This window comes from Ruegeria sp. AF2, assembly GCF_056542025.1.
This window is the reverse complement of record NZ_JBQFZC010000001.1, coordinates 1,287,868-1,313,695: the sequence shown is the minus strand read 5'-3', so window position 1 is coordinate 1,313,695 and position 25,828 is coordinate 1,287,868. Positions and strand designations below refer to the sequence as shown.

The following is a 25,828-nucleotide window of genomic DNA, read 5'->3' as shown; positions in this document are numbered from 1 at the left end:
TGCCAATTCGGGGCCTCTGCTTTGTCCAATCTGTTTTTCTATGGCACTTTGCGCCATGTCTCTTTGCTGGAACTCGTCATGGGTCGCAGCGCAGACGATTTATCGGCGATGCAGGCTGTTTTGCCCGATCACGCCGTATATGCGGTTCAAGATCAACCCTTTCCAATGATTGTCACCGAAAAGGGCAGTAAGGCCAGTGGTGTTCTGGTGCAGGGCCTAGGTGACGTCGAGCGTAGTCGATTGGCCTTCTATGAAGGCGGGTTCGAATATGAACTGCGCCCGGAGACAATTGTGACTGAGGATGGAAAAGAACATCAGGCCAAGGTGTTCTTTCCGGATACTGACATTTGGAAAAAAGGCGCACCGTGGGATCTTGAAACCTGGATCAGGGATTGGGGTGCGCTTTCGGTGTTCGCGGCAGACGAGGTGATGGCCCATTTTGGAAGAGTCGATGCCTCGGACATCGTGCGCAGCTTTCCAGCTATAAGAACACGCGCCTGGGCCAGATTAGCGGCAAGACAACGTGGAACGGGGGATGAGCGGAGCGTTGCGGATGACGTGATCGTTCATGACCGCAAGCACGCTTATGTCAACTATTTTGGGATGGATGAAATTGAACTGCAGCATCGTCAGTATGACGGCGCCCTGAGCCCGGTGCTGCATCGCAGCGGGTTGATGCAAGGGTCTGCAGTGATCGTCCTGCCTTATGATCCGGTGCGCGATACGGTGTTGCTGGTAGAGCAATTTCGCGCGCCCGTGTTCCTGATCGACGACCCCGAGCCATGGATGTGGGAGCCTGTGGCTGGCATGATCGATCCGGGCGAAACACCTCAGCAGGCGGCCACCCGCGAGGCCATGGAAGAAGCGCAGATTTCACTATACCAACTGGAATATGCAGGTGGTGCCTATTCATCCAGCGGATCGTCAACAGAATATGTTTATCTCTATGTCGGTCTTGGGGATCTGACTAGTACGGTTGAAAGCGGTGGCCTCGCTTCCGAAGGTGAGGATATCCGCAGCAGAATTCTGCCGTTTGATGAATTCATGAACATAGTAGATGCTCATGTTTTCAAGGATCTGCCGCTTCTAACTCTTGCTTATTGGTTGGCGCGGAACCGCGATCGACTGCGCGCTAAGTGATCCCTGCTTGTGATCGCGTCAGGGCACCTGTAAATCTGCTGCAATACCATATGACAAGAGGATGCCATGCGCATTGCACGAGACCTTGCCGACGCCGTCGGTAAAACACCTTTGATCCGGCTGCGTCGCGTCAGCGAAGAAACGGGATGCGAGATCCTCGGCAAGGCCGAATTCATGAACCCTGGTCAGTCCGTCAAAGACCGTGCTGCGTTGTTTATCATCCGCGATGCGATAGCGCGCGGTGATCTGAAACCCGGCGGCACGATTGTTGAGGGCACGGCCGGGAATACCGGCATCGGTCTGGCGCTGGTTGGTGCCTCGATGGGGTTCAAGACGGTGATCGTCATTCCCGAAACCCAATCTGAAGAGAAAAAGGATATGCTCCGCCTGGCGGGCGCTCAGCTTGTGCAGGTGCCTGCGGCGCCGTACCGTAATCCCAACAACTTTGTGCATTATTCGCGCCGACTGGCCGAACAATTGGCTCAAACCGAACCAAATGGCGCGATTTGGGCCAATCAGTTCGACAATGTCGCCAACCGTCAGGCACATGTGGAAACCACTGGTCCCGAAATCTGGGAGCAGACCGGCGGTAAAGTCGATGGCTTCATCTGTGCCGTTGGATCGGGTGGTACTCTGGCCGGGGTGGCCGAAGCGTTGCAGCCCAAGGGTGTCAAGATCGGTTTGGCTGATCCGATGGGGGCGGGGCTCTATTCCTTCTACACCACTGGTGAGATCGCGATGGAGGGAGGTTCTATCGCAGAAGGTATCGGACAGGTGCGGATTACCAAGAACCTCGAAGGGTTCACACCTGACCATTCCTGGCAGATTACCGATAGCGAAGCGCTGCCCTATATCTTCGATCTGCTGCGCGAAGAGGGTCTGGTGATGGGCGGGTCAACCGCGATCAACATTGCCGGTGCCGTCCGTTTGGCGAAAGAACTGGGTCCAGGGCACACCATTGTTACGATTTTGTGTGACTACGGCACCCGCTATCAATCCAAACTGTTCAATCCTGAATTCCTGCGTGAAAAGGAACTTCCCGTGCCCGATTGGATGACCGAAGCGCCGCGCAGTATTCCTGGCGTGTTTGAGGACGTGTGATGCTGCGACAGGTCCGCCTGTGTCTGGTTCTGGTGCTATTCTGCTTGATCGGTTTGGGCGGGATCGCCTCTGCCCAACTTACTGACCGGCAGAGCGAATATTATCAGGGCTGGGTCAGCACGGCGGACCGGGCGGAATCTGTTATTCGCGCGAACCGTGCATCCAACGCAGCATTAGAGAATTTGCGTTCGGAAATAAATGAGTATCGCGAAGACTTTAACAAAGCCCGAGGTGCCAACACCGATCGTATTCAGACGCTGGAAAGCCAACTCAAGGCGCTTGGCCCAAAGCCGGCTGACGGGGAAAGCGAGGCCGAAGACATTGCCAAGCTGCGCGCGCAACTCGAAACCCAGTTGAACAGTTTGCGTGTTCCCCGCATCATCTCGGAAGAGGCTTTCAGTCGCGCGAATGGGCTGATCAGCGAAATTGATCGGATCGTCCGGGACAGACAAAAGAAAGAGATGCTGAAACGCGGGCCGTCGCCGCTCAACCCCGTCTATTGGGGACCAGCCTGGGTCGACATCAAAGAGGCGACGCACAGTCTTATTAACGAAACCATCGAAAACTTGCGCTCTGATGTGGTGCGCGAACAAATCCGCGAGCGCGGTCTTGGCATTCTCGTGCTGTTGGTTGTTTCAGCAGTTCTATTGCTGTTTGGGCGCAAATGGTCCGAGAAAGGCGGCGAATATCTCCGCTCGCTAGGAGGTAGCGGCAGCGGGGTCTGGACCTTTATTGTCTCGCTGTTGCGCATTCTATTGCCTTGGTTGGGCGTGTTGGCGTTGGTCACCGCTGTCGTGCTAACTGGCGTGCTGGGCCTGCGCGGTACACTTTTGTTCCAGCAAATTCCCTATTGGGCCGCGATTATCTTCTATTTTGATTGGATCGGCCGGCAGGTCTATCTGATGGGAGCGGCGCAGAACTTCCAAAGACTGTCCGCAGGCAAAATCAGAGAATTGCGGGTTTATATCGACCTGTTGGCGGTCATGCTTATTCTGCACGAGCTGGCGCAATTGTTCGAGCAGATCGAGAATATCTCGGACGCGACCCGCGCCGTTGTTGGCTTCCCGATCGTTGTGGTATCGGCCCTTCTTTTGCTGCGTGTGCGTCAGGTCCGCCAATCAGAGCCTCAGCAAGAACAGACAGACCAAGAAGCTACCCGCCGTGGCGCAGGGTTCAGCCAATTGGTCGAGTTCCTGCGGCGCGCCTTGTTCATGCTTGGGATTGCGACTCCAATCTTGGGGGCCTTCGGATACATTAACGCCGCCGAAGCTATCGTATTTCCTGCCATCAAAACGCTGGTTCTGATTGCAGCTCTGGTGATCGTGCAGCGATTTATCGGTACAGTGTATGGCTGGCTTTCGGGGCAGGGCGACGCCGCGCGCGATTCACTGTTTTCGGTTCTGGTCGGGTTCGCGCTTGCCATTCTGGCGTTGCCGATATTAGCGCTTTACTGGGGCGCGCGGCAGACGGATCTGCTTGAAGCTTGGTCGCGATTGTTGCTGGGGTTCGATATTGGCGGGGTTACGATTTCACCCAGTAACTTCCTGACGTTCGTTGCCATTTTCGCCATTGGATATACGCTGACCCGTTTGCTGCAAAGCGGGCTGCGCAATTCACTGCTGCCGAAGACCAGCATTGATCCCGGCGGGCAGAATGCCATCGTGTCGGGTACCGGATATGTCGGAATTTTTCTAGCGGCACTGATCGCCATCATGGTTGCCGGTTTTGACCTGTCCTCGCTTGCGATCGTGGCGGGTGCTTTGTCGGTCGGCATCGGTTTCGGTCTTCAGACCATCGTATCGAATTTTGTCTCAGGGATCATCCTGCTGGTTGAGCGTCCTATCTCCAAAGGTGACTGGATCGATGTGAACGGCATGATGGGATATGTGCGCGATATCTCAGTCCGGTCGACGCGGATCGAGACGTTCGACCGGACGGATGTGATCGTTCCAAACTCGGACCTGATCAGTGGGGTGGTTACGAATTACACCCGGGGCAATACGATTGGCCGAGTGATCGTGCCTGTAGGCGTCGCCTATGGTACCGATAGCCGCAAGGTCGAAACTATTCTGGGCGAGATCGCAAACGGGCACCCGATGGTTCTGGCCAATCCCGCGCCCAGCGTAGTGTTCCAGGGCTTCGGTGCAGACTCGTTGGATTTTGAAATCCGCGCAATCCTGCGGGATGTGAACTGGGTGCTGTCTGTCAAATCCGACATGAACCACGAGATCAATCGCCGGTTCGTTGAGGAAGGTATCGAAATCCCGTTCGCGCAGCGTGACCTGTGGCTCCGTAACCCTGAGGTGCTGACGGGTCAGTCCGATCCGTCCAATGATGCTTCTGCCGTGGATGACGACCTATCACCCCAAGCGCCATCGACAAAACCAGTGGACATGACAGCAGACGATCTGGACGCGGCAGGGGATCAGGACGGCGAGGGCGACAACCACTGAGCGTGATGCGATCGGCATTTTCCCGCAAATGGTTATCGGACTGTTTCATTTTGATGTAGTCTGAAGTCATTTGCAGGAGGAATTTTGATGGTTACATTTTCACACAGCCTCGCGCGTATTGCCGTCTGGAATCTGGCCGGCTTCAATCCAGTAAACACAAGTCTGGGTATTCCAGCCAGCAGTGACCGGGTCACCCATCAAATCGAAGGGCTGGCCCTGCTGGACGCCGAACTGATCACTCTGGTCGAGGTCAGCCCCATCGAACATATCGATCGGCTGGCCTTGGGTCTGGCCGATAAGGGGCTGGACTATCAGGTCAAGATCCTGCCGCAGCCCAACGGCAATATCCATATCGGTTTTCTGCACAAACCGGGGGTCTCGGTGACAGGTTTGCAGCTGATCGACGGCTCGGAAGGTGACGATCCCGGCGGACGTCAGGCCCTGATCGCCGATGTCGAGGTCGGCAAATTCAAGGCTAAGCTGATCGCTGTGCATCTTAAATCCGGACGAGACCGGCCCGAGCAGCAGATACGTGACAGCCAATGCAGGATTATCGGAGACAAGATCGCCGAGATCCGCTCGACCCCCGGTCTGACACAGCGCACGATCCTTCTGATGGGTGATTTCAACATGATCCCCGGTCAGGACGTCAGCAATTTCCACCATCTTGGTGGGGACGACATGATGGACTTTGTTTCGTGCTGGGACCTGCAAGACCGGTTCTCGCATATTCTGGATAAGGGGCGCGCCAATTTGCTGGACGGTTTTGCCGTATCACGCACTTATTCCACCGATTATGTCCGCGGCAGCCTGCGACTGTTTCCAATGCACTGGACCATGAATATGGGGCGCGAGGCGTTCAAGGATGAGGTGTCGGATCATCTGCCATTTGTTGCCAGCTTTCGTATTTTTTGACCGGTCCATTTTTGCGAATGGGGCCTTGCACTCGGTTCAGAAATTCGCATAAGTCACCTCTACCGGAGAGGTGGCCGAGTGGTCGAAGGCGCACGCCTGGAAAGTGTGTAGGCGGGAAACCGTCTCCAGGGTTCGAATCCCTGTCTCTCCGCCATATACCCCATGAAATCTGAGATGCCTTGCGGTCTATGCGAGACTGTTTTGTGCACGGCTTTCAATGTGAAGTGTCGTGCACAATGCACCGGATTGATGAGATTTGACTCAATCTGACAACAAGGCGATGACTTGATCGGTTTCAGGTCTTCGTCGCGATGCCACTGGCACTTGAACCGCTAGAGCACGCCCTGTCGGGCAGGATTGCGCGTGGGCCGTTACGAGTGCACCAGATTTCAATGGCTCTTCGAGTAAGCATAGGTGCCCCATTAGCACGCCAGCTGCGGCCTTGGCCTCTTCCACGGCAAGGCTGTAAAGCGAAAAATGCGGGCCAGTTTTGACATCTGGGACCTCACAACCTGTGCTTCGCGACCATGTGGACCAATCGCTGCTCCACGTCTGATCGTGCAACAAGGGAGTGCCTTGAAACCCGTTGTTGCCGGTTAACTGATCCAGCAGAGCAGGGGCGCAAACCGGTTGGGTTTCATCCTCGCACAGCACAATTTGGTCAGGTGCTTCGTCCAAGGCCGCGAAGAAGATCGCCAAATCGAACATCTCACGCGAAAGGCTGGGTGGTGTTTCCAGCGCCGTGACCGAAAAATTGATATGCGGAAAACACTTTCTGATCCGGCGTAATCGTTTGGGCAACCAGAGTTGGGCAACAGCAGGCAAGGCGGCGATGTGAAAATCGGCATTTGGCTTGAGGTTCCGAAGGGCCCGAGCGGCATCGCCCATCTGATCAAAGGCTGTGGTGAAGACCGCGACAAGTGATTGACCTTGGGGCGTCAGTTCCACCCCTTGGGCGTTGCGGCGAAACAGCGGCGCACCTGCCCAACCCTCCAACGCCTTTACATGTTGTGAGATCGCACCCGGAGAAACGTTCAGCTCTTCCGCCGCCGCGACAAAGCTGACGTGACGCGCCGCGGCCTCGAACGCCCTCATTGCATTCAGCGGAGGTCCCTTGGGGCGTTTGGGGGAGACACTCATTGATCTAGCCTTAGTTTTTCTACGCCAAGAAATAACAATTCTGCTTTGCGGTGTCACGCGAAAGCCGCCAAACTGCAAAAAACAGGAGGATGTCAGATGACACTTGTACAAAGAGATTGGGTGCCTGCCGCAAGCGAAACTCTGATCCAGGACATCGCGACAAAGGCCGCATCGTTGTCGTCTGGCGATCTTCTGGCCCGGATCGAGCATCTGGCGGACGAAAACCGCCGCATTCACGAAAAAGAGTGCTTTAACCTCAACCCGGCGACAAATGTCATGAACCCGAGGGCCGAGGCGCTATTGTCTTCGGGCATTGGATCCAGACCATCGCTGGGATACCCCGGTGACAAATATGAAATGGGACTGGAGGCGATCGAAGAGATCGAAGTTATCGCCGCAGAACTATGTGCCGATGTCTTTGATGCGCAGTTCGCCGAGGTTCGCGTGCCCTCGGGGGCCATTGCCAACCTCTATGGCTTTATGGCGACCTGCAAACCCGGAGATACGATCATCGCTCCGCCCGCGTCGATTGGTGGCCACGTGACGCACCACCTGGCGGGGTGTGCCGGTCTGTTTGGTCTGCGCACTATTGAGGCGCCCGTCAACGCAGATGGGTATACCGTTGATCTGGACCGGTTGAGAGCATTGGCGAAAGCCGAACGCCCCAAGCTAATCACGATAGGCGGCAGTCTGAACCTGTTTGAGCATCCTGTGGCCGAAGTGCGTGCCATAGCGGATGAAATCGGCGCAAAGGTCATGTTCGACGCCGCCCACCAGTGCGGGATCATCGCCGGGCATGCGTGGTCCAACCCGCTGAAGGAGGGTGCGCATTTCATGACCATGAGTACCTACAAAAGCCTGGGCGGACCGGCCGGGGGTCTGATTGTGTCAAACGATGCGGAAATCGCCAAGGCGCTGGATACAATTGCTTTCCCCGGCATGACAGCCAACTTTGATGCAGCCAAAACGGCTGCACTTGCCGTCACCATGCTGGATTGGAAAGAGTTCGGCTCAGCCTATGCAGATGAGATGATTGCGATGTCCAAAGCACTTGCTGCCGCGTTGGATGCGCAAGGTGTTCCGGTCTTCGCGGGTGGAGAGGGTTTCACCAATTCGCATCAATTCGCGGTACTGGCAGCGCCGTATGGTGGCGGTCAGACTGCCTCCAAACTGCTTCGTAAATCCGGGTTTCTGGCATGTGGCATCGGATTGCCAGTTGAGCCGGTGGAAGGCGACATGAATGGCCTACGGATCGGCACGCCCGAGCTGGTCCGGTGGGGTATGACAGCAGGAGATGCAGAGCGTCTGGCAGAACTGATCCGACGTGGCTTGGGCGGTGAATCCGTTCTATCCGAGGTATCTGGATGGCGCGGTGAGTTCGATAGGTTGCATTTTGTGATTTGAACCAGTTGCGGCCAATCAGGTCTCAGGCCCTGATTGGTCGCTCGATCAGAAACGCTGTTTAGCCGTTATCCGCTTCTTTCAGACCTTCGATCTGAAGGTCGAAACCTTCCTGAATGTGGCTGGTGAAAGTTTCCAGCGCTTCGGTGACATCACCCGTCGCAATCGCGTCAACGAGCGTCAGGTGGTTTCCGAGCGATTTGGAGATATCGACGTTTTCAATCGCCGAAAACAGATGGAACGCCATTGCTTTGCCCCAAATCATATCGAACATGTCGATCAGAAATTTGTTGCCCGCCTCAACCATGAAGGCACGGTGAATGCGCCGGTTTGCGATAAAGTAGTCTCGGGTCGTCGGCTGGCTCAGATCTTCTTCGCGACGAATGAGTTCACGCAATCGATCAAGAACCTCTGGTTCAGCGTGTACCGCAAGTATGCGCGCGGCTTGACCTTCGATGGCTGCGCGTGCCTGGTATAGTTGCCGAACCTCGGTCTGGTCCATGCGCGCCAGTCGAAATCCGCCGCTGGCGGCCACTTCCAACACGCCTTCAGTCTCCAACCGCATGAGCGCTTCACGTACAGGCGTCCTGCTGATGTTCAACTCGGCGGCCAGTTTTTCCTGCACCAGCCGATCTTCACCGGTGATCTCGCGACTCATGATGGCTTCGACCAGTTGATCATAGACCTCGTCCGCCAGGCGTCTGCGTTGTGTTTTGATTTGTTTCAGAGCCACTCGGAGCCTCTCTTTCTGTCCTTCATGAATTCTGTATTCAATAAAACAACTGCTGCCAAGGCGAATGGGGTTGCTATTGTTCGTGTACTGTATACAGTATACAGGAAAGAATGGACAGGGAGCTCTTCATGTGTGGAATTGCTGGTAGAATACTGGCCGCGCCCGGGAAGGTTGGGGCGGATCTTGTTGACCTGATGGATGCGCAGGAACATCGAGGCGCCGACAGCACTGGCTTCGCCGTTTATGGTTTGCCACGAGAAACGGGATACGTTTTACGCGGAATGGGATTCGACAAGTCTCAACAGGATGCGGATCTCTCCGCGTTTGAAACGATATTGCGTGAACACGGAAGCAGCTTTCTGTCTGACCCCCAAATCGTAACGGACCAAAGTCGTCACTATTGCTTTCGGATGGAAATTTCAGACCCAAGGAATCTTCAAGCCTGGGTCGCGGACGCGGATGAGCTGACAGACCGCATTGAAGTTCAATCCTGCGGCCGTAGTCTTGAGATCATCAAGGATATTGGTGGTGCCGAAGCCGTGGCAGAAAAGCACGGCGTTCGCGATATGATAGGAACACATGGGCTGGGGCATGCGCGGCTTGCTACGGAAAGTTCGGTATTGCCTAACGCATCGCATCCGTTCTGGGCGCGCCCATTTTCGGATGTCGCGATCGTACATAACGGGCAGATCACCGATTACTTCACCTGGCGCGATAAGCTGACCCGAATGGGTTATCGGTTCTTGACTGAGAATGACAGCGAGTTGATTGCCGTCTGGGTCAGCGACCAGATGAAGGCGGGCCTGACCATGGAGCAGGCGCTAAAGAAGTCCATTACCTCTATCGATGGTGTGTTTACCTACATGATCGCAACGCCAAACGGGATTGGGTTTGCCAAAGACCGATTTGCAATGAAGCCTCTGGTCGTCGTCAACCGCAATGGCGATCTGGCGGCTGCGACCGAAGAACAAGCGGTCCGCCGGGTGATGACCGAGGAATGCGATGTGATCAACTACGACGGCCCGTCGCTGACCGGTATCTGGGGCGTCGGAAACCGGAGTTTGGCGGCATGAATGAGGTGGCTGCAAAGATGGATGAGATCGTCATCGAAGTCGGCAAGCGACATATCCGCGAGGTCAATCGTGAGATAATGGAAGCCTGCACAATGGGTCGGCCGATCCGCGTGGTAGATACGCTGTCTCGTCATAATTTGGGCGTGGGTCTGCCAGACAATGTGGATATCACTTTCGAGGGGTCGGTTGGTTATTACTGCGGCGGTCTCAATACCGGGGCGAAAATCACTATCGAACGCAACTGCGGCTGGGCCGTTGGCGAAGGTATGGCCAAAGGGCACATCACTGTCGGTGGCTATGCCGGTATGTCCTGTGGTGCTGCGATGATCGGCGGCACGATCCATGTCAAAGGCGATGCGGGGCCAAGGGTGGGCGTTGCGATGAAAGGTGGAAACATCGTCGTCGAAGGAAAGATTGGCTATCAGTCCGGCTTCATGGCGCATTCCGGTCGGATCATAGCGCTTGGCGGTGCGGGTGAATCCTGTGCTGATGCGCTTTGGGAAGGCGAAGTCTGGGTAGCTGGCGAGGTCGACAGCCTGGGTGTGGATGTCGACGTGATCGAACCGACTGCTGAAGAAGTGGCCGAGGTTGATGCGATCCTCGACCCGCTCGGGCTTGTCGACAGTTCGCGAAATTGGCGCAAAATGGTTTCGGGCCAGCGTCTTTGGTATTTTGAAAGCAGGGACGCAAGCGCATGGCTCATGATCTGAGTAAACCTTACGAATATCCGTTCGATGTTGCCTCGGAAGAGGAAATCAGGTTCCGCGATGCGGGAGCGATCGACGGCCGCCCGGCTGGCGTTCCTTCGTCGTATGACGAAGGAGGATCGACCCGCTGGACACCCGAGGCGATCTCGGAAGTTCACGCGCTGGCGCAGCTTGGGCGCTATCAGGTGCGTGGATACAACACGTTCAACAAGCAATTGCCGACTTTTGATGATCTGACATTCGTTCCTGCAACGATGACCCGCCTGCCGCTGGAAGGCTATCGCGAGAATTGCGATACGACGACCGTTCTGGGTGGAGGGCGCGGCCTTGTGGAGCGCCCACTTGAATTGAAGATCCCGATCTACATCGCTTCAATGTCCTTTGGTGCTTTGTCGGCATCGGCCAAGGCATCGCTGGGTTATGGGGCCTCGAAAGTAGGAACCATGACTTGCACGGGTGAGGGTGGCATGCTGGAAGAGGAGCGCGAAGCCTCCCAACGCCTGCTCTATCAGATGTCACCCGCGCGGTATGGTGTGGATCTGGATCATCTGCGCCGCGCGGATGCCTTGGAACTTGTCGTGGGGCAGGGTGCGAAACCCGGAACCGGGGGTCTGTTGCTGGGTATGAAGGTCAGCCCGCGCGTCAGCCAGATGCGAACTTTGCCCGAAGGCGTGGATCAGCGATCTACGATCCGCCATCCAGATTTTCTCGGCGCTGATGATTTGGCAGTGAAGATTGAAGAATTGCGCATCGCCACCAACTATCAGGTGCCAATCTTCATCAAGATGGGTGCGACACGTCCCCGGTTTGACGTGGCAGTTGCTGCCAAAGCGGGTGCAGATGTTGTAGTAGTTGATGGTGCCGAAGGTGGCACCGGCGCGTCTCCGGAGCTATTGCTAAACCATACCGGAATCCCAACGATGAGCGCTATTCGTGCCGCGCGTGAAGCATTGGACGAATGCGGCATGACCGGCAAAGTCTCTCTGGTCGCTGCCGGTGGCATTCGGTCCGGTGTGGACGCCGCGAAGTGTCTGGCCCTCGGTGCTGACGCTGTGATGATCGGCAACGCGGCCATGGTTGCGCTAGGATGCAACAGTCCGCGCTATCTCGAAGATTACGCGGCGTTGGGAACCTCGCCGGGCGCCTGCCACCATTGCCACACTGGTCGTTGCCCGGTTGGCATTGCGACGCAGGATGAAAGTCTCGAAGCTCGTATGAACCCTAATGCAGGGGCAGAGCGCATTGCGCGCTATCTGACGGCCATGACCATGGAGATTACAGCGCTTGCGAAAGCCTGCGGAAAGTCCTCGGTACACAATCTGGAAACCGAAGACTTGCGTGCGCTTAGCTTTCAAGCGTCAGCTTTCACTGGGGTGAAAATGGCTGGAATTGACAGGGCTTTTGACTGGTGAAAATCGCAGTTCTTGAGTTGACTAGCCACCCGCTGCCATTGTTGGAGGGAATGCCGCGGACTTCACAGCAGATTCAGGAGTGGATCGCCCCACACCTACCGGAAGCCGAGTTCGTAGTAGCCGGGGTCGTTGATGGAGAACCGCTCCCGGACGAGAGCGATTTCGACGGCGCTATAGTCGGCGGATCTGAATTTGGCGTTTATGATGACACGGATTGGATGCAGCCGCTACGTGCCTTCCTGGACCGTTGTCGAGAAATCCGAAAACCAGTCTTTGGTATCTGTTTCGGACATCAGATCATGGCTGACGTCTATGGTGGTCGGGCCGAGAAAGTCGAGGTAGGCAATGTCGTTGGCGCACGGCCCTTCAACTATGGCGGAGATAGCGTGGATGCATATGTCTGGCATCAGGATCAGGTAACAAGCATTCCGGACTCGGCTCGGGTGACCGGATCAGCGGGCCACTGTCCAGTTGGTGCACTGGATTATGATTTTCCTGCCCGCTCTGTTCAGTTTCATCCCGAATACAAGGCGCATCACTTGCGCGATCTGTTCACCAGAGGTCGAGAGGTGCTTTTGTCAGCTACGGAAGCGGATGATGGGATGTCCTCGGTCAGCGCGGCAAATGTGCCCGACGATATTGCAGCGCTTCAAGCAGTAGAGCTTTTTCGCGGTACATACGTCCCTGAGCAATAAGCCTTTGAGCGAGCGGCTCTTGATCCTAATCAAGTCCAGCCAAGCCGCACTATGTATACTGTATACGCAATCGGTTGGGAGATTTGGCAATGACGGGATACAAGGATTTCTTTGAGAGGATTGCGCGGATTGTGAATGCTCCACGCGAGGGAAGTATCAGCGATCTGGAGCTATCGGATCTCGGACTGTCCCGCACTGATTTGGCCATGTTGCGTTCTGGCGCGCCCAACGCGCGAGAGCGTATACTCTCGATGGCTAGTCAGTTTGGCCTGAGTGAAGATGATCTTAAGGCCCATCCTGAGCTTGGCCTTGAGTTGGCGGAAAAATGTGGACATTGTCGCCAAGCAAAGACCTGCCGAGATGCAATTCGATCAGGTGTTCGCCTGCCTCAGGAAAAGTGCCCGAATTCAGGGCTCTATGCGGCGCTTTCAGAAGGTTAACGCCCGCTTGGACTTTCTTTTGGGCTCAGTTTTCTTCGACCAGTGATCTTGAAACGATCAGCCGTTCCGAAATCCTTCATTCCAACACCTGCCGCAAACTCTGCAAAAACCGGCGCGTGTTTGAACAGATGTCCCGAGCAGCCTCCGGCGAACAGCACGTTTTCATGCTCGGGGTGCCAGTCGACAATAAAGTGCGTGTCAGGTGTCAGGATGATCTGGTTGAATTTGGAATCCACTATCCGCTCACCTTCAAGGCCCGGAAGACGATGACGGATGTAGCTGCGAGTGCGTCCTAGCGTTTCCTGTCGGATTAGCCTTTCGTCATTGTCCAGATCGATCTTGTCCGGGATGACGACCGCGGCTTTGACGCCTGAACCTTCGGATGAGGGTAGCCCGAATGAGCCCTGACCATGATCGATCCAGCAGGGCATCCGGCTCATATCGAACTCCTCGGACCCATCTGGCGTCGAGGTATAGAGGACATTCACACCAACCACCGTCGATATCGGCTTGATCGTCCTGGGGAACATGTCCGCCATCCAGGGGCCGGTTGAGACAATGATAAGATCAGCCTCAAGCGGCTTTCCATCCAGCATTGGGCGCTCTGATCCATCGGTGGTCACGCGACCGCGCTGTACGATCCCGCCCGCTCGACGAAACAGCTCAAGCCCGGTCAGGACGCAGCGATGCGCCATCAGCATTCCGGCTTCGGGTTCGAACAGGGCGTATTCGATGTCAGGAACGCGAAACTGCGGAAATCGCGATTCGATGTCCTGCCGCCCGAACTTGTAGTAGGGCACACCAACGCGGTCGAAGGTTTCGGCTGTGGCGTTCTCCCAGTCGCAATGACCGCCTGTTGCAAGAATCAGCGCACCGCATTCATACATCAGGTTCTGGCCGCTCTCGGCTTGCAGTTCCAGCCAGCGCAGGCGGCTTTCGCGGGCCCAACGTGTATAGAACTCATCCCGCCCGGAAATCGCACGGATGACACGGTTGTAATCCGTTGAAGATGCACGGGAATGTCCCGGTTCCCAGCGATCTATCAAAGTCACTGCCTCACCACGTCGTTGCAGTGTAAGCGCCGTCATGACGCCGACGATGCCGCCTCCGACAACGATGACCGAGTTCTTGGACATGATGCAGATTTTCCTTGTTTATCGATTGTCTTTGTGAATACTGTATACAGAATACAACAATTATAAAGCCAAAAAACAGGGAGAGCGCATCAATGAGTTCGGGATTTGATCTGCCCGAAGGCACGCACACCGTCATACTCGGTGTGGGTGACCTCAACGGCATCATGCGCGGCAAGCGCATTCCGGCCAGCCACTGGGACCACGTCTGCAAAAGCGGCAATGCGCTGTCGATTGCATTGATGGCGATCGATATGACGTGCGACGTCTGGGATACGCCTTATGTCAATTTCGACAACGGCTACCCCGATATGCACGTCTTCCCAATGACCCAGCCCGTCGCTGTGCCGTGGGAGCCAGGCGTCGCTGTTTGCTTTGGTCGGGCGGAAGGTATGGATCACAAGCCGGTTCCGATCGATCCGCGTCAGGCGTTGGTGCGTCAAGTTGAACGGGCCCGCGAAATGGGGTTCAAGGTCAATGTCGGTACTGAACTTGAATTCTATCTACTGGATCCGGAGACCGGACAGCCGCGCGATAGCGGGATCCAGGTCTACGGTCTGGGCCGTGCTGCGCGGATGGAGCACATCGTTGGGCCGATCCGCCAACAGATCAACGAGTGCGGTATTCCAATCGAGCAATCGAACCCCGAATACGCTGCGGGTCAGATTGAGGTGAATATCCGTTACGGCGAAGCGCTCGCAGCGGCAGATCGTGTCGTCTTGTTTAAGTCGCTGATCCGCCAGCTGGGCATCGCCCACGGCTATCTGGCAACCTTCATGCCAAAACCGTTCTTCGATCAGTCCGGCAACGGCTTCCACACACACTACTCTCTTTGGAAAGACGGCAAGAATGTCTTTGCCGATAACGGCAAGATAAACGATACTGGCAAATCCTTCATCGCCGGGCTGCAACAACGCATGTGCGAAACTGCAATCTGTGGCAGTGGCACCGTCAATGGTTATCGACGCCGTCAGCCTTATACTTTCTGCCCGATCAACACGAGCTGGGGTTATGACAACCGGACCGTTGGTATTCGGGTCATTGAAGGATCCGACAGCGCGGTGCGCGTAGAAAAACGTGACGCTGGTGCAGATGCCAATCCCTACCTTCTGCTGGCAGCCGAGATTGCAGCGGGGCTGGACGGGATCGAGCAGGGCCTGGCTCCCTCAGAGCCGACAACTGGCAACGGTTACGAAGAAGGGATCGGCGATCCGATCCCGACCGACTTGCCAACGGCGATCGAACTGGCGCGAGGATCCGAATGGCTTCGCGATCTCATGGGCGAAATGCTGTGGGAGTTGGTATTGCAACAGGCCGAGCGCGAGCTTGAATTCTTCAATCAACAGGTCACTCCGGTTGAGTTGGACCGTTACCTGAGGACCTTCTGATGCATTTGGGCAAGGTCGCCGGGACCGTCACAGCCACGGCCAAAGACGCAAAACTGGTCGGTACGAAACTGCTGGTGACGGATTTGGTCGATAGCGAAGGCAAGGTGATCGAACCGGCGCGGGTCGCTGTCGACACCTGCGGCGCCGGGGTGGGGGATACGGTTCTGCTGGTCAACGGCTCGGCGGCGCGTATGGCCGCCGGTCTGTCCACCGCGCCCATCGATCTGGCGATCATCGCGATTGTGGATCGCGTGTCCAAGACCTGAACCAAGAACACCAAACATCTAAATTTCTTTGGAGGAACTAGAAATGGCGAAACCAGTGGCGGGGCAAATGGCCTTGGGCATGATCGAAACGCGCGGACTGGTCGGCGCGATCGAAGCGGCAGATGCGATGGTCAAGGCGGCCAGCGTTTCGATTGTCGGCCAAACCAAGGCTGGCGGAGGCCTAGTCACCACCCTTGTGCGTGGTGAAGTCGGCGCAGTCAAAGCCGCCGCGGATGCAGGTGCGACAGCGGCAAATAAAGTTGGTGAAGTCGTATCCGTCCACGTGATCGCGCGCCCACATGATGAACTTGAGGCCATAATCGACAGCCTTGGTGCTGGCTCTGCGGCTTAATCCGTCTGTCTTGAGGAGACGCTATGTCAGCCGGTTTCGAGGAATTCACACGTGCAGCGACACGTGGCTCAACCCGGGGTGCACCTGAACATCCCAAGCTCGACCGAATATCGGTGTTGGGCGGCGGGGCTGATGCACGCCTGTTGGCCGCTCTTTGTCTTGCCGAAGGGGCTGAAGTCACCTTGTTTTCGGCCTATGGGGCCGAACTGTCGCTGTTGGCCCAGTCCTCGGGCATCTCGCTTCGCGGTGAAGGTCCGGTCGGGACCTATCAAGTCGATCGGGATGGGCTGTCGGTGCGCACAACCGCTGAGCTGGATGCAGCGGTGCGCGATGCACAGGTGATATTCCTGACCGGACCGCTTCACAAACAGCGCACGTATGCGATGGTGCTGGCCGATCACCTCAGCGACGGGCAAATCTTGGTCCTTGCGCCAGGACGATCCCTGGGGGCTGTGGAAACAGCGTGGCTATTGCGGATCGGAGGCTGCGCGGCGGACGTCACGCTGGTCGAGGTTCAGGGTCTGCCATACTGGTTCCGTTCAGAGGGCGCAGCTTTGACGCTTTCGCAGGCAGCACCGATGGCTGCGGCAACCTTGCCGCGCGGTCGGGAAGAAGTTCTGGACGCCGTGTCCGTCTATTTGTCCAACGTTCAGGCGGTCGACTCGGTTTTGTCGTGCGGCTTCAACGATCTGTCGGCCGCAGTCGAGATACCTGCGCTGATCCTCGGCGGTGCCGCAATGGGGACAGGTGGTCCTGACATTCCAATGGGTGGTGTTCCGCTTGAGGATAACCAGACGTTTGCGTCTCTGATTGGTCCGGACCAGACAGAGGTCATTCAGGGGCTTGCAGACGAACGGCGACGCATTGCTGCTGCGTTTGGAGTTCGTAATCTGCCGGAGACAGGGCAGTGGATATCCACCTTTGCCGGCGCCGAACGTGGCTCGGGCGCGCGTCCGATCCCGGATCAGCAAACGTCGCGCGGTATGATGCGGGATGGCGTGTTGGGCTCGCTTGTACCTTTGGTCTCAGCGGGTGAGCTTGCGGGTATCCCGAGCCCGCTGACGAACAGCCTGATCGCGATGTCCGACCGAATTTTGGGGGCGGATGTGGCTGCCGCCGGACGGCGCCTCGAAGCTATAGGGGTTTCAGCGGGCGACGTTGATCAAGCGCGCCGTATCTTTGACACCATGCTCACCGGAGCTTCTTGATGGATGCAGATCTGAAATCAATCGCCGCCGCACGGCGTGCCGCAGATAGCGCTTTCGAGGCTTATCGCGCCTTTCTGGGCACTGACCCGGCGCAGGTAGACGCAATAGTCGACGCCATGGCGCGCGCCATCGAGCCCGAGGCCGAACGGCTGGGGCAAATGGCCGTCGAGGAAACCGGATATGGGAATGTGCCGGACAAGCGCGTCAAGAACCTGTTCAACGCGCTTTCAGTCGCGGATTATCTAAGAGATGTGACAACGCTGGGGTTGCTCTGGCGCGATGATGCGACAAAGATCGCAGCCTTCGGTGAACCGATGGGCGTTGTGGCAGCTCTGATCCCGGTGACGAACCCCACTTCAACGATCATCTACAAAGTGCTTTCTGCGGTGAAGGCAGGCAATGCGATCGTGTGCGCGCCGCATCCACGTGGCGTGAGTTGTGGCATCGAAACGGTGCGAATTATGGCGCGCGTGGCTGAGCAAATGGGTGCGCCCAAGGGTCTAATCCAATGTCTGGATTCCGTGACAATTCAGGGCACAGCCGAGTTGATGAAACACCGCCGTACCTCGGTTGTGATGGCAACCGGTGGTCCGGCCATGGTCAAAGCGGCGTATTCCAGCGGCAAACCCACGCTCGCGGTCGGTGCGGGCAACGTGCCGTGTTACGTACACAAGTCGAAAGCACGCGATCTGGCGGAAGTCGCCGAGATGATCGTGACGTCGAAGAGCTTTGACTACGGGACCGCCTGCGTCAGTGAGCAGGCCGTCGTTGCCGACCCAGAAATCGCACGTGATTTGCGCCACGAGCTTAAGTTGAAAGGTGCCTATTTCTGCACTCCGGCTGAAGCGGATCGACTTGCCGGGGTGATCTTCAAAGGCGTGCAGGCCATGGACCCTGAGAAGGTGGGGCAAAGCCCGCAGGCGCTGGCGGATGCTGCCGGTTTTTCCATCCCACCACGCACCCGGTGCCTTGTCTCGGAAGAAACTGAAGTAGGTTGGCAGCGCCCGCTGTCTGCAGAAAAGCTGAACCCCGTTCTGGCGTTCTACGCGGCGAAATCCACAGACCATGGGATCGAGCTGGCGCAATCCATCGCCAAGTTCGAAGGCTGGGGTCATTCCTCGGTTATCCATTCGGACGACCCTGAGATCGTGGCCCGTTTTGCCACCGTGCCGACGGGTCGGGTACTGGTGAATACACCGGGCATCATGGGCGGTATGGGATATTCGACTGATCTGGAACCATCCTTCATGCTGGGCACCGGCACGTGGTCAGGTTCGATCACTTCGGACAATGTGACGGCCCTGCATCTCATCAACATCAAACGGGTAGCCTATGAAAGCAGACCCTGGCGCGACATTTATGAGGAGTATGGCGCATGAGCGAGATTACCATCCGGGCGCTGATGCAGATCGACAACCTGCAACCAAAATTCGCCGCCTATAACGGTGCGACGGTGCAAGGGTCGGTGCCCTTGTCCGGGGATACGGTTTTGATCGGAGAGTTTGCGCCGGGTAACGGAGTATTCTCGCTGATCGACCGGGCGCTCAAGGCATCTTCGGTTGAGGCGACAACACAGATGGTCGAGCGCGAGTTCGGGTTCTTTATCCTGCGGTCTCCGTCGAATGCGGAGGTGTCCGCCGCGCGCGATGCGATGCTGGCCGAGCTCGGCGCAACAATGTCTGACCGGTTGAAGCCGGCGATCAGTTCCACGCAGATTATCACCAGCGTCGAACCCTATCAGGCGCAACTGCTGAACAAATGGCGCAAGGGGGCTCTGATCGTTCCAGGGCAGACGTTGGGCATCGTCGAATGTGCCCCGGCTGCTTATATCTCGATTGCCGCGAATGAAGCGGAGAAGGCGGCAGAGATCGATATTGTCGAAGTGCGCGCCGTGGGGCGGTTTGGCCGCCTGTTCATCTCGGGGTCTGAAAACTCGGTCAAGACCGCCGTCGAGGCCGCAACCCGCGCGATAGAGGCGGTGGACGGGCAAGCCAACTGATGGCAGCGCCGCGCGTCATAGGTTCAGAGGCGGTCGAAGATGCCCGCCGTCGCGGTCGGATCGTGTTTGAAGTCCTGCCCGACGATATCGTGACGGCCTTGGCACGCGAAACTGCCGAGCGTGTTGGCATAAAGCTTGTCGACGGACCGCTGGAAAAGCCACAACCAACGCGTACAGACGCTACTATTTCAATGCAGCGTGTGTTGTATCGCCGCTCGCCCAAATGGGTTGCTCCGGTGCGTTCGAAACGCAAGGCCCGAAGGCTTGGCAAACTTGCCATGATCGGGGCAGGGGGCGTCGGGGGCAATGTGGCGCATCTGGCGGCGATGCAGGATATCGCGGATGAGATCGCGCTGATCGATATTGCGCCCGGAATGGCCGCTGCTACGGCGTTGGATCTGAACCACACGTCAGGCATTACCGGCGCTCGGTCACGATGTGTTGGCGGCGAGTCGCTGGACCTTGTGGCAGGTGCTGAGGTGGTCGTGGTGACCGCAGGCCGTGCCCGGCGTCCAGGTATGAGCCGCGCGGATCTGATCGATGTGAATGCGCGCGTGATCCGCCAGGCCGCTGAGGCCATACGCTCCGCTGCGCCTGATGCCATCGTCATCGTGGTGACCAATCCGCTTGACGAAATGACCGTAGAAATGCTGCGCGCAACCGGGTTCCCTCGTGAACGGGTGCTGGGAATGGCCGGTACTCTGGACAGCAGCCGGTTTCGCAACGCCCTTGCTATGGCTGCGGGAGTAGCGCCCGCTGATGTCGAAGCCTTCACGCTCGGAAGCCACGGGGACGAGATGGCGCCAATCCCAAGCCGGGCCAAAATTAAGGGCAGGGCATTAGACGTGTTTTTATCGCCTGATCAGATTGAGGCTTGCGTTCAGGACGCCGTGACCGGCGGTGGGCAGGTAGTTGCCCTGAAGAAATCCGGTTCCGCAACCATAGCACCGGCGCACGCGTCGATCGAGTTGATCGACCATATCCGGGGCGCACGCACCGGCCCGGTTCCGGTCTCGGTCATGTTGCAGGGGGAATATGGCATCGATGGGGTTGTGCTTGGTGTTCCTGCCCATCTGGGGTCTTCCGGGTTGGTCGAAGTCGAGGAGTTGAGGCTGACCGATCAGGAACAAGCAGCCTTGCAGAAAGCGGCGGATGCCATCCGATCGAGGTTGGGCCTGTGACCCTCCGCATCTGGAAGTCAGGCGGGCGGTTCGAAGAAGTTGCGTCTTATTCCCGCGCAAAGCGCGTCGGTCCCTTCGTTTGGGTGGCAGGGACCACAGCGATCGAACCCAGCGGGCGTATTCATGCGCCAGGAGATGTGGGAGCCCAGACAAAATACATTCTGTCCCGTATAGAAGAGGCGCTTAAGGCCGTCGGTGCCGAGATGCGCCATGTAGGCCGGGTCCGCGCATATCTGACCGATCTGTCGCGCGCGGGTGAATTCGCGAGCGTTCACGGAGAGGTATTCAAACATATCGATCCTGTTCTGACAGCCGTTCAAGCCGGGCTGACGCAACCCGGTTTGACGGTGGAAATCGATGTGGATGCGGTAATTCACGACGAAAACGGCGAAATCAGCGGAATCTGAACATGAGTCACCAAGAAAGGATTTGATCGAACTATCGTCTTGTGTACTGTATACAGAATACAAGAAGGGCACAATAAGACACAGGGAGCTAATGTGATGATCAAGACAGCGCTACTCAGCGGAACATGTATCGCGCTTGTGGCCTCGGCGGCCGCAGCTGAAATCAAGGTGGGCTTTATTGGATCTCTTTCCTCAGACACCGGTCTGTCGACGCTGCGTGGTGCAGAGATCGCGATTGAAGAGCTTAATGCGAATGGCGGCGTTATGGGGGAACAGATCACTCTGGTGTCTGCCGATACCGGTCAGGACCCGACTGAAGGTGTGCGGGCCTATGAATATCTGGTGGAAACCGAGGAAGTAGATTTCATCATCTCAGGCTCTATCGATGATGTTTCGTTGGGCTGGCTGCCGCGAATGCAGGAATACCGGATTCCGACGCTGGACACATGGACGTCATATATCGGAATCATCGACATGGTGGTCGAAGATCCCGAAAGCATGGCACCATATTTCATGAACATCGCCTCAGACGAGGCGCTTGCCACGCTTTATATCAATTTCGGTGCGGATGTTCTGAAGGAAAAGATGGGTTGGGACTCCGTTGTCATTCTGGCTGAGGATACAGCGTTTGGCGAGGCAATCACAGGATTGGTGACCGAGGCGCTTGCGCCGGTTGCGGGGATCGAGGTCAAGGACATCATCACCTATGATGTTGCCACCGTTGATTTTGCGCCGATCTTCAGCCGTGCGCAGGACACTGGGGCGGATTTCATCTACCAGGTCTCATCCGTAAATTCTCAGGTGGTCTCGTCGCAATATGTGAAACTGCAGGTGCCCATGGCGATGACAGGCGTGAACGTAGCTGCACTGGGTATGGAATATTGGGAAGACACTGGCGGAGCCGGGGGCGGCATCTCGACCCTGTCACCGATCCCGTCTGTAGGGTTCAAACTTGACCCGGCAAGCCAGACCTTTGTCGACACCTATCAGGCCAAGTATGACAGCCGCCCACTGCTGCCGCATTTCAATGGTTTCAACGCCTACCACGGTCTGAAACAGGCTATGGCTGCCGCGGAAGAGGCGGGTGGCTTCGACAATGTCGAAGGCTGGGCCGACGCAATGAAGAAGCAGGATCTGGTTCTTGAGATGGATGGTCAGCTTTGGCTGCGCTACGCCTTCTGGGGCGATGATGAGGTCGAGCCTGTGACAGGCCGCACCTATCCCCACAACATTCGCTTTGATCTTTCCGAGCCGTTTGATGATGCGGCCCCGTCAATGGTCGTGGTCCAGTGGTACGAAGACGGCACTGCCGCAGTTGTGTACCCCGAGAAATACGCGACGGGCGAGTTCACGCTGCCCAGCTGGGTAAAGCCATAAACCTGCCCCAACTATAGCTTGAAACGGGTGCGCGGCGACGCGCACTCGCAGCCAAGGATCCACACATGTTGCAGATACTGATTCAGGGGCTTTTGCTCAGCGGTCTCTACGCGCTCATCGCTATGGGGTTCACGCTGATCTTCAGCATCGGTCGCGTTCTGAATCTTGCCTATGGTGCCTATCTGATGGTCGGCGGCTACATTTACTTCTGGATATCGCAATCGCTTGGAATGCCTAAGCTTATGGGGGTTGCCGTGGCCGCTGCGCTGGGTGTGCTGATGGGAGTTCTGAAGTACCGTTTGATTGTCAAAACGCTCAAAGGGGATCACGTGGCCGTCGAGATTTCGACGCTGATCCTTGCGGTCGTCATTCAGGCCGGGATCGTTTTGGTCTTTGGCGACAGCAGCAAAATCCTTTTGCCGATTGTTCCCGGGGTGATCAATGTGGCCGGGGCCTCGGTCACGTATAACATCCTGATTGCAACCCTTATTAGCTGGGCAATTCTGCTAGGGCTCTATGCCTTTGTGCGGCTCACACATACCGGACGGGCGATGCAGGCGGTGTCGATGGATGCTAAAGGCGCTGCAATTTCCGGGATCGATCCGGATCGCATCAATCTGATCACCTGGGGTATCTCTGGCGCATTGGGCGCAATCGGAGGCGTCTTCTTTGCCAGCTACACTCAGCTATCGCCATCCATGTGGGTGGCTCCGCTAATCATTTCGGTGGCTGTGGTTATCGTTGGCGGGATCGGCTCGATCTTGGGCACTTTGGTGGTGGCGCATATTGTGGGCTTCCTCGAAGTCATCGTTGTGGCGACGCTTGCACCTGAGTTGCGGGGTGTCTTCACTATGCTGTTGATCATCGGGGTGCTGGTCACGCGACCGCAGGGCCTGTTCGGCCGAGAGGAGCTGTGACGATGGGGCTACGCTGGTTTCACTTTGCACTCTGGGGTGGCTTGATCGTCGGAATGTTCCTGCTTCCGCAATTCGTCTCGAACGGGACGATGCGCACGATGATCTTTGCCAACTACCTGGCGATCTTCGCTATCAGCTGGGACGTGTTGTCTGGCCGAACAGGCTATGTGAGCTTTGGTCATCCGTTCCTGATCGGTATCGGGGCCTACACCACGGCAATCCTGACCAAGCGCTTTGACGTCGCTGTCGAAATCTCGATCCCGATCGCCGTACTTGTTACCATGATCGCGGGCCTATTGGTGCTGCTTCCAGCGCTGCGTATCCGTGGAAGTTATTTTGCGCTCGTTACGCTGGCGTTCATGGAGTTGCTGTATCAACTGGTTCAGGTCATTCGCCCGGATCTGACTGGCGGAACGCGCGGCATGTCGGGCATTCAAACGCTGACACGCGGCGCGGCCAACGGGTATTACCTGTCCACGACGCTGATGTTGGCAATCGCCGTCAGCATGTGGCTTTTGATGAAGACGCGACTAGGTACGGCCTTGTCTGCCATCGGAATGAACGAGGAAAGTGTGCGCGGTTCGGGCCTCAGCACCACGCGCCTCAAAGCTTTTGCCTTTCTGACAAGTGCGATGATCGCGGGCTTGGGTGGTGCCTTCTACGTTCACTATCTGGGATCGCTCGCGCCGCGTGCGTTGTTTGATATTAACTTCCTGTTCACAATCATCGTTGCGGCACTTCTGGGGGGAACATCGACCATCATTGGCCCCATGATCGGCGCGTTCTTCATGACATTCCTGTTGGAGTATCTGCGACCGGTCCTTCCTGGCGCCGAACGGTATTTCGTCTACGGAGTCATAGCGCTGCTCCTCTACATGTATCAGCCGAAAGGCATTGTTGAGCTGGTTCGGCGTGGTTTCAAAGGCCTGGGCAAGGGGCGGACGACATGAGCGTGGCGTTACAGGTTTCAGGTCTGGTAAAACGTTTCGGCGGATTAGTCGCGACGAATGATCTGTCGTTTTCTCTCAAAGAGGGCGAGTCGCTTGGATTGATCGGTCCCAACGGGGCAGGCAAGACGACCGTGTTCAGCCAGATCATGGGTGAGTTGCGGCAAAACGGCGGAACGATCGAACTGTTCGGGCAGGAGATTTCGACACTGTCGACGCCACAACGCATTCGGGCCGGGGTCAGCCGAACCTATCAGATCCCGCGCCCGTTTGGTGATATGAGCGTAGCCGAAAATATCCGGGTTGGCCTAATGCCCGACAATATCTGGCAGATGATCGTCTCGCCCCCAGATAAAGAACGTGAGCGAGAGCTTGCGCTCAGCGTCGGGTTTACAGAAGCGGACTTGAATCGCGCGCCGACAGAACTGGCCATGGGTGATCTGCGTAAACTTGAGATGGCGCGCACAATGGCAACCGCGCCCAAGGTGATGCTGCTGGATGAAGTGTTTGCGGGTCTCACCACAGGAGAGATCACCCAAATCTCTGATCTCATTCAGTCGATGCGCAAAGATGGGATGACTTTTCTGATCGTCAGCCATGATTTGCCTGCGCTTGAGCCATTGGTCGACCGTGCGATCGCCATTGAACGGGGCACGATGATTGCCGAGGGCTCGTTCAGCGAAGTCATGAACGACAAGGCTGTTCAGGCCTCGTATCTGGGGGGCGCGTAATGTCTTATCTGGAAATCGAAAACCTGTCGGCATTCTATGGCAAGGCGCAAGCGCTGACCGACATCTCGATCACCGTCCAACCCGGTGAGATTGTCGCTGTGGTGGGTCCAAATGGGGCTGGAAAATCGACCTTGCTGGACAGCATCATGGGGCTAGTCAAAATCGAGGGCGATATCCGGCTCAGGGGGCACAGCCTTGCCGGTCGGACGCCTTCCGAAATTGTACGACATGGCGTGGGTTATGCGCCCGAACGCTTCAACCTGTTTCCCTATATGTCAGTGCGTGACAACCTAATGGTCGGTGCCTTCACGGCCCGCGAAGACATCCAGAGCAATCTGGCAATGGTACACAGCCTGTTCCCGCGTCTCGAAGAGAGGGAAGGGCAGGAGACCTCGACCCAGTCGGGCGGGGAACGTCAGATGGTCTCGTTCGGACGCGCGCTGATGACCAGCCCCGAGCTGTTGCTCGTCGACGAACCGACGATTGGTCTGGCCCCAAAAATCTGTCACGAAATCGCCGAGGTGGTGCGCAAGCTCAACAAGGAATACGGGCTGACAGTTGTAATCACCGAGCAAAACGCCAATTTCGCGCTTTCGCTTGCGAGCCGGATTTACGTGCTCGAGTCAGGACGCATGCAGACATCAGGCACCGCAGATGAGTTGCGGAATGATAAGCGATTGCTCGAGGCTTACTTTGGCGGTCACTAATAGCC

At 56.8% G+C, this 25,828-nt stretch carries 26 protein-coding genes and 1 tRNA gene; 24 read left to right on the top strand and 3 right to left on the bottom strand.

Annotated features, from left to right (window positions below; translation table 11 throughout):
- The first annotated feature begins 21 nt into the window (after positions 1-21).
- The 5 genes from ACR0NM_RS06520 (at position 22) to ACR0NM_RS06500 (ending at position 5,763) form a co-directional block, all read left to right on the top strand.
- Positions 22-1,140, top strand: coding sequence for an NUDIX domain-containing protein (locus ACR0NM_RS06520; protein ID WP_480613691.1), 1,119 nt, complete (start codon positions 22-24; stop codon positions 1,138-1,140).
- 66 nt (positions 1,141-1,206) lie between these two features.
- Positions 1,207-2,241 carry a cysteine synthase A gene (locus ACR0NM_RS06515; protein ID WP_170662323.1) on the top strand — a complete coding sequence of 345 codons (1,035 nt, stop codon included), beginning with the start codon at positions 1,207-1,209 and terminating at the stop codon, positions 2,239-2,241.
- Entirely contained in the window at positions 2,241-4,694 is a 2,454-nt protein-coding gene (locus tag ACR0NM_RS06510) for a DUF3772 domain-containing protein (RefSeq protein WP_480613689.1), read from the top strand. Before ACR0NM_RS06515 ends, ACR0NM_RS06510 begins: the two co-directional genes overlap by 1 nt.
- Before the next feature lie 87 nt (positions 4,695-4,781).
- Positions 4,782-5,609 (top strand): exonuclease/endonuclease/phosphatase family protein, encoded by an 828-nt coding sequence (locus ACR0NM_RS06505; protein WP_170510728.1) that lies wholly within the window; start codon positions 4,782-4,784, stop codon positions 5,607-5,609.
- A gap of 64 nt (positions 5,610-5,673) precedes the next feature.
- A tRNA-Ser gene (locus ACR0NM_RS06500) sits at positions 5,674-5,763 on the top strand.
- A gap of 107 nt (positions 5,764-5,870) precedes the next feature.
- Here ACR0NM_RS06500 and ACR0NM_RS06495 read toward each other — a convergent pair.
- Positions 5,871-6,749, bottom strand: coding sequence for a LysR family transcriptional regulator (locus tag ACR0NM_RS06495; RefSeq protein ID WP_480613687.1), 879 nt, complete (start codon positions 6,747-6,749; stop codon positions 5,871-5,873).
- A gap of 96 nt (positions 6,750-6,845) precedes the next feature.
- Between ACR0NM_RS06495 and ACR0NM_RS06490 the strand changes: the two genes are divergently transcribed.
- Positions 6,846-8,153 carry an aminotransferase class I/II-fold pyridoxal phosphate-dependent enzyme gene (locus ACR0NM_RS06490; RefSeq protein ID WP_480613685.1) on the top strand — a complete coding sequence of 436 codons (1,308 nt, stop codon included), beginning with the start codon at positions 6,846-6,848 and terminating at the stop codon, positions 8,151-8,153.
- A gap of 58 nt (positions 8,154-8,211) precedes the next feature.
- On the opposite strand, the gene ACR0NM_RS06485 is transcribed toward ACR0NM_RS06490, so the two are convergent.
- Positions 8,212-8,883, bottom strand: coding sequence for a GntR family transcriptional regulator (locus ACR0NM_RS06485; protein ID WP_170405336.1), 672 nt, complete (start codon positions 8,881-8,883; stop codon positions 8,212-8,214).
- A gap of 128 nt (positions 8,884-9,011) precedes the next feature.
- Here ACR0NM_RS06485 and ACR0NM_RS06480 point away from each other — a divergent pair, with 128 nt between their 5' ends.
- From ACR0NM_RS06480 to ACR0NM_RS06460, 5 genes are all read left to right on the top strand, one after another.
- Entirely contained in the window at positions 9,012-9,956 is a 945-nt protein-coding gene (locus ACR0NM_RS06480) for a class II glutamine amidotransferase domain-containing protein (protein ID WP_170421277.1), read from the top strand.
- The gene (locus ACR0NM_RS06475; RefSeq protein WP_170405341.1) at positions 9,953-10,666 is read left to right on the top strand and encodes a GltB/FmdC/FwdC-like GXGXG domain-containing protein; all 714 of its coding nucleotides are present in this window, start codon (positions 9,953-9,955) and stop codon (positions 10,664-10,666) included. Before ACR0NM_RS06480 ends, ACR0NM_RS06475 begins: the two co-directional genes overlap by 4 nt.
- A complete protein-coding gene (locus ACR0NM_RS06470; RefSeq protein ID WP_170393281.1) occupies positions 10,651-12,075 on the top strand; it encodes an FMN-binding glutamate synthase family protein in 1,425 nt (474 codons plus the stop codon). Before ACR0NM_RS06475 ends, ACR0NM_RS06470 begins: the two co-directional genes overlap by 16 nt.
- A gap of 50 nt (positions 12,076-12,125) precedes the next feature.
- A complete protein-coding gene (locus ACR0NM_RS06465) occupies positions 12,126-12,770 on the top strand; it encodes a type 1 glutamine amidotransferase (RefSeq protein ID WP_480613683.1) in 645 nt (214 codons plus the stop codon).
- Positions 12,771-12,859: 89 nt separating this feature from the next.
- Positions 12,860-13,210, top strand: a complete 351-nt coding sequence (locus tag ACR0NM_RS06460) for a hypothetical protein (protein ID WP_170405345.1) — start codon at positions 12,860-12,862, stop codon at positions 13,208-13,210.
- Here ACR0NM_RS06460 and ACR0NM_RS06455 read toward each other — a convergent pair.
- On the bottom strand, positions 13,207-14,346 hold the full coding sequence (locus ACR0NM_RS06455) for an FAD-dependent oxidoreductase (protein ID WP_170405348.1): 1,140 nt from the start codon (positions 14,344-14,346) through the stop codon (positions 13,207-13,209). The two genes, ACR0NM_RS06460 and ACR0NM_RS06455, sit on opposite strands and share 4 nt — an antisense overlap.
- 92 nt (positions 14,347-14,438) lie before the next feature.
- Between ACR0NM_RS06455 and ACR0NM_RS06450 the strand changes: the two genes are divergently transcribed.
- The 13 genes from ACR0NM_RS06450 (at position 14,439) to ACR0NM_RS06390 (ending at position 25,823) form a co-directional block, all read left to right on the top strand.
- Positions 14,439-15,731: a glutamine synthetase family protein gene (locus tag ACR0NM_RS06450; RefSeq protein ID WP_480613681.1), complete on the top strand. Its 1,293-nt coding sequence runs from the start codon at positions 14,439-14,441 to the stop codon at positions 15,729-15,731.
- A complete protein-coding gene (locus ACR0NM_RS06445; protein ID WP_480613679.1) occupies positions 15,731-15,997 on the top strand; it encodes a EutN/CcmL family microcompartment protein in 267 nt (88 codons plus the stop codon). Before ACR0NM_RS06450 ends, ACR0NM_RS06445 begins: the two co-directional genes overlap by 1 nt.
- A 43-nt stretch (positions 15,998-16,040) precedes the next feature.
- Entirely contained in the window at positions 16,041-16,349 is a 309-nt protein-coding gene (locus tag ACR0NM_RS06440; RefSeq protein WP_170393275.1) for a BMC domain-containing protein, read from the top strand.
- A gap of 23 nt (positions 16,350-16,372) precedes the next feature.
- Positions 16,373-17,557 (top strand): hypothetical protein, encoded by a 1,185-nt coding sequence (locus ACR0NM_RS06435; RefSeq protein ID WP_480613677.1) that lies wholly within the window; start codon positions 16,373-16,375, stop codon positions 17,555-17,557.
- Positions 17,557-18,936 (top strand): aldehyde dehydrogenase family protein, encoded by a 1,380-nt coding sequence (locus ACR0NM_RS06430; RefSeq protein ID WP_170465420.1) that lies wholly within the window; start codon positions 17,557-17,559, stop codon positions 18,934-18,936. The genes ACR0NM_RS06435 and ACR0NM_RS06430 overlap by 1 nt, the downstream gene beginning before the upstream one ends.
- The gene (locus ACR0NM_RS06425; RefSeq protein WP_170393272.1) at positions 18,933-19,556 is read left to right on the top strand and encodes a BMC domain-containing protein; all 624 of its coding nucleotides are present in this window, start codon (positions 18,933-18,935) and stop codon (positions 19,554-19,556) included. Before ACR0NM_RS06430 ends, ACR0NM_RS06425 begins: the two co-directional genes overlap by 4 nt.
- Positions 19,556-20,737, top strand: coding sequence for a malate dehydrogenase (locus tag ACR0NM_RS06420; protein WP_480613675.1), 1,182 nt, complete (start codon positions 19,556-19,558; stop codon positions 20,735-20,737). The genes ACR0NM_RS06425 and ACR0NM_RS06420 overlap by 1 nt, the downstream gene beginning before the upstream one ends.
- Positions 20,734-21,144 carry a Rid family hydrolase gene (locus ACR0NM_RS06415; protein ID WP_480584880.1) on the top strand — a complete coding sequence of 137 codons (411 nt, stop codon included), beginning with the start codon at positions 20,734-20,736 and terminating at the stop codon, positions 21,142-21,144. The genes ACR0NM_RS06420 and ACR0NM_RS06415 overlap by 4 nt, the downstream gene beginning before the upstream one ends.
- Before the next feature lie 96 nt (positions 21,145-21,240).
- Positions 21,241-22,521 (top strand): ABC transporter substrate-binding protein, encoded by a 1,281-nt coding sequence (locus ACR0NM_RS06410; protein WP_480613673.1) that lies wholly within the window; start codon positions 21,241-21,243, stop codon positions 22,519-22,521.
- Between the two features lie 65 nt (positions 22,522-22,586).
- Positions 22,587-23,438 (top strand): branched-chain amino acid ABC transporter permease, encoded by an 852-nt coding sequence (locus ACR0NM_RS06405; RefSeq protein ID WP_170510277.1) that lies wholly within the window; start codon positions 22,587-22,589, stop codon positions 23,436-23,438.
- Between the two features lie 2 nt (positions 23,439-23,440).
- On the top strand, positions 23,441-24,388 hold the full coding sequence (locus ACR0NM_RS06400) for a branched-chain amino acid ABC transporter permease (protein WP_170510686.1): 948 nt from the start codon (positions 23,441-23,443) through the stop codon (positions 24,386-24,388).
- The gene (locus ACR0NM_RS06395) at positions 24,385-25,116 is read left to right on the top strand and encodes an ATP-binding cassette domain-containing protein (RefSeq protein ID WP_170635719.1); all 732 of its coding nucleotides are present in this window, start codon (positions 24,385-24,387) and stop codon (positions 25,114-25,116) included. Before ACR0NM_RS06400 ends, ACR0NM_RS06395 begins: the two co-directional genes overlap by 4 nt.
- The gene (locus ACR0NM_RS06390) at positions 25,116-25,823 is read left to right on the top strand and encodes an ABC transporter ATP-binding protein (protein WP_170393266.1); all 708 of its coding nucleotides are present in this window, start codon (positions 25,116-25,118) and stop codon (positions 25,821-25,823) included. The genes ACR0NM_RS06395 and ACR0NM_RS06390 overlap by 1 nt, the downstream gene beginning before the upstream one ends.
- The last annotated feature ends 5 nt before the right edge of the window (positions 25,824-25,828 follow it).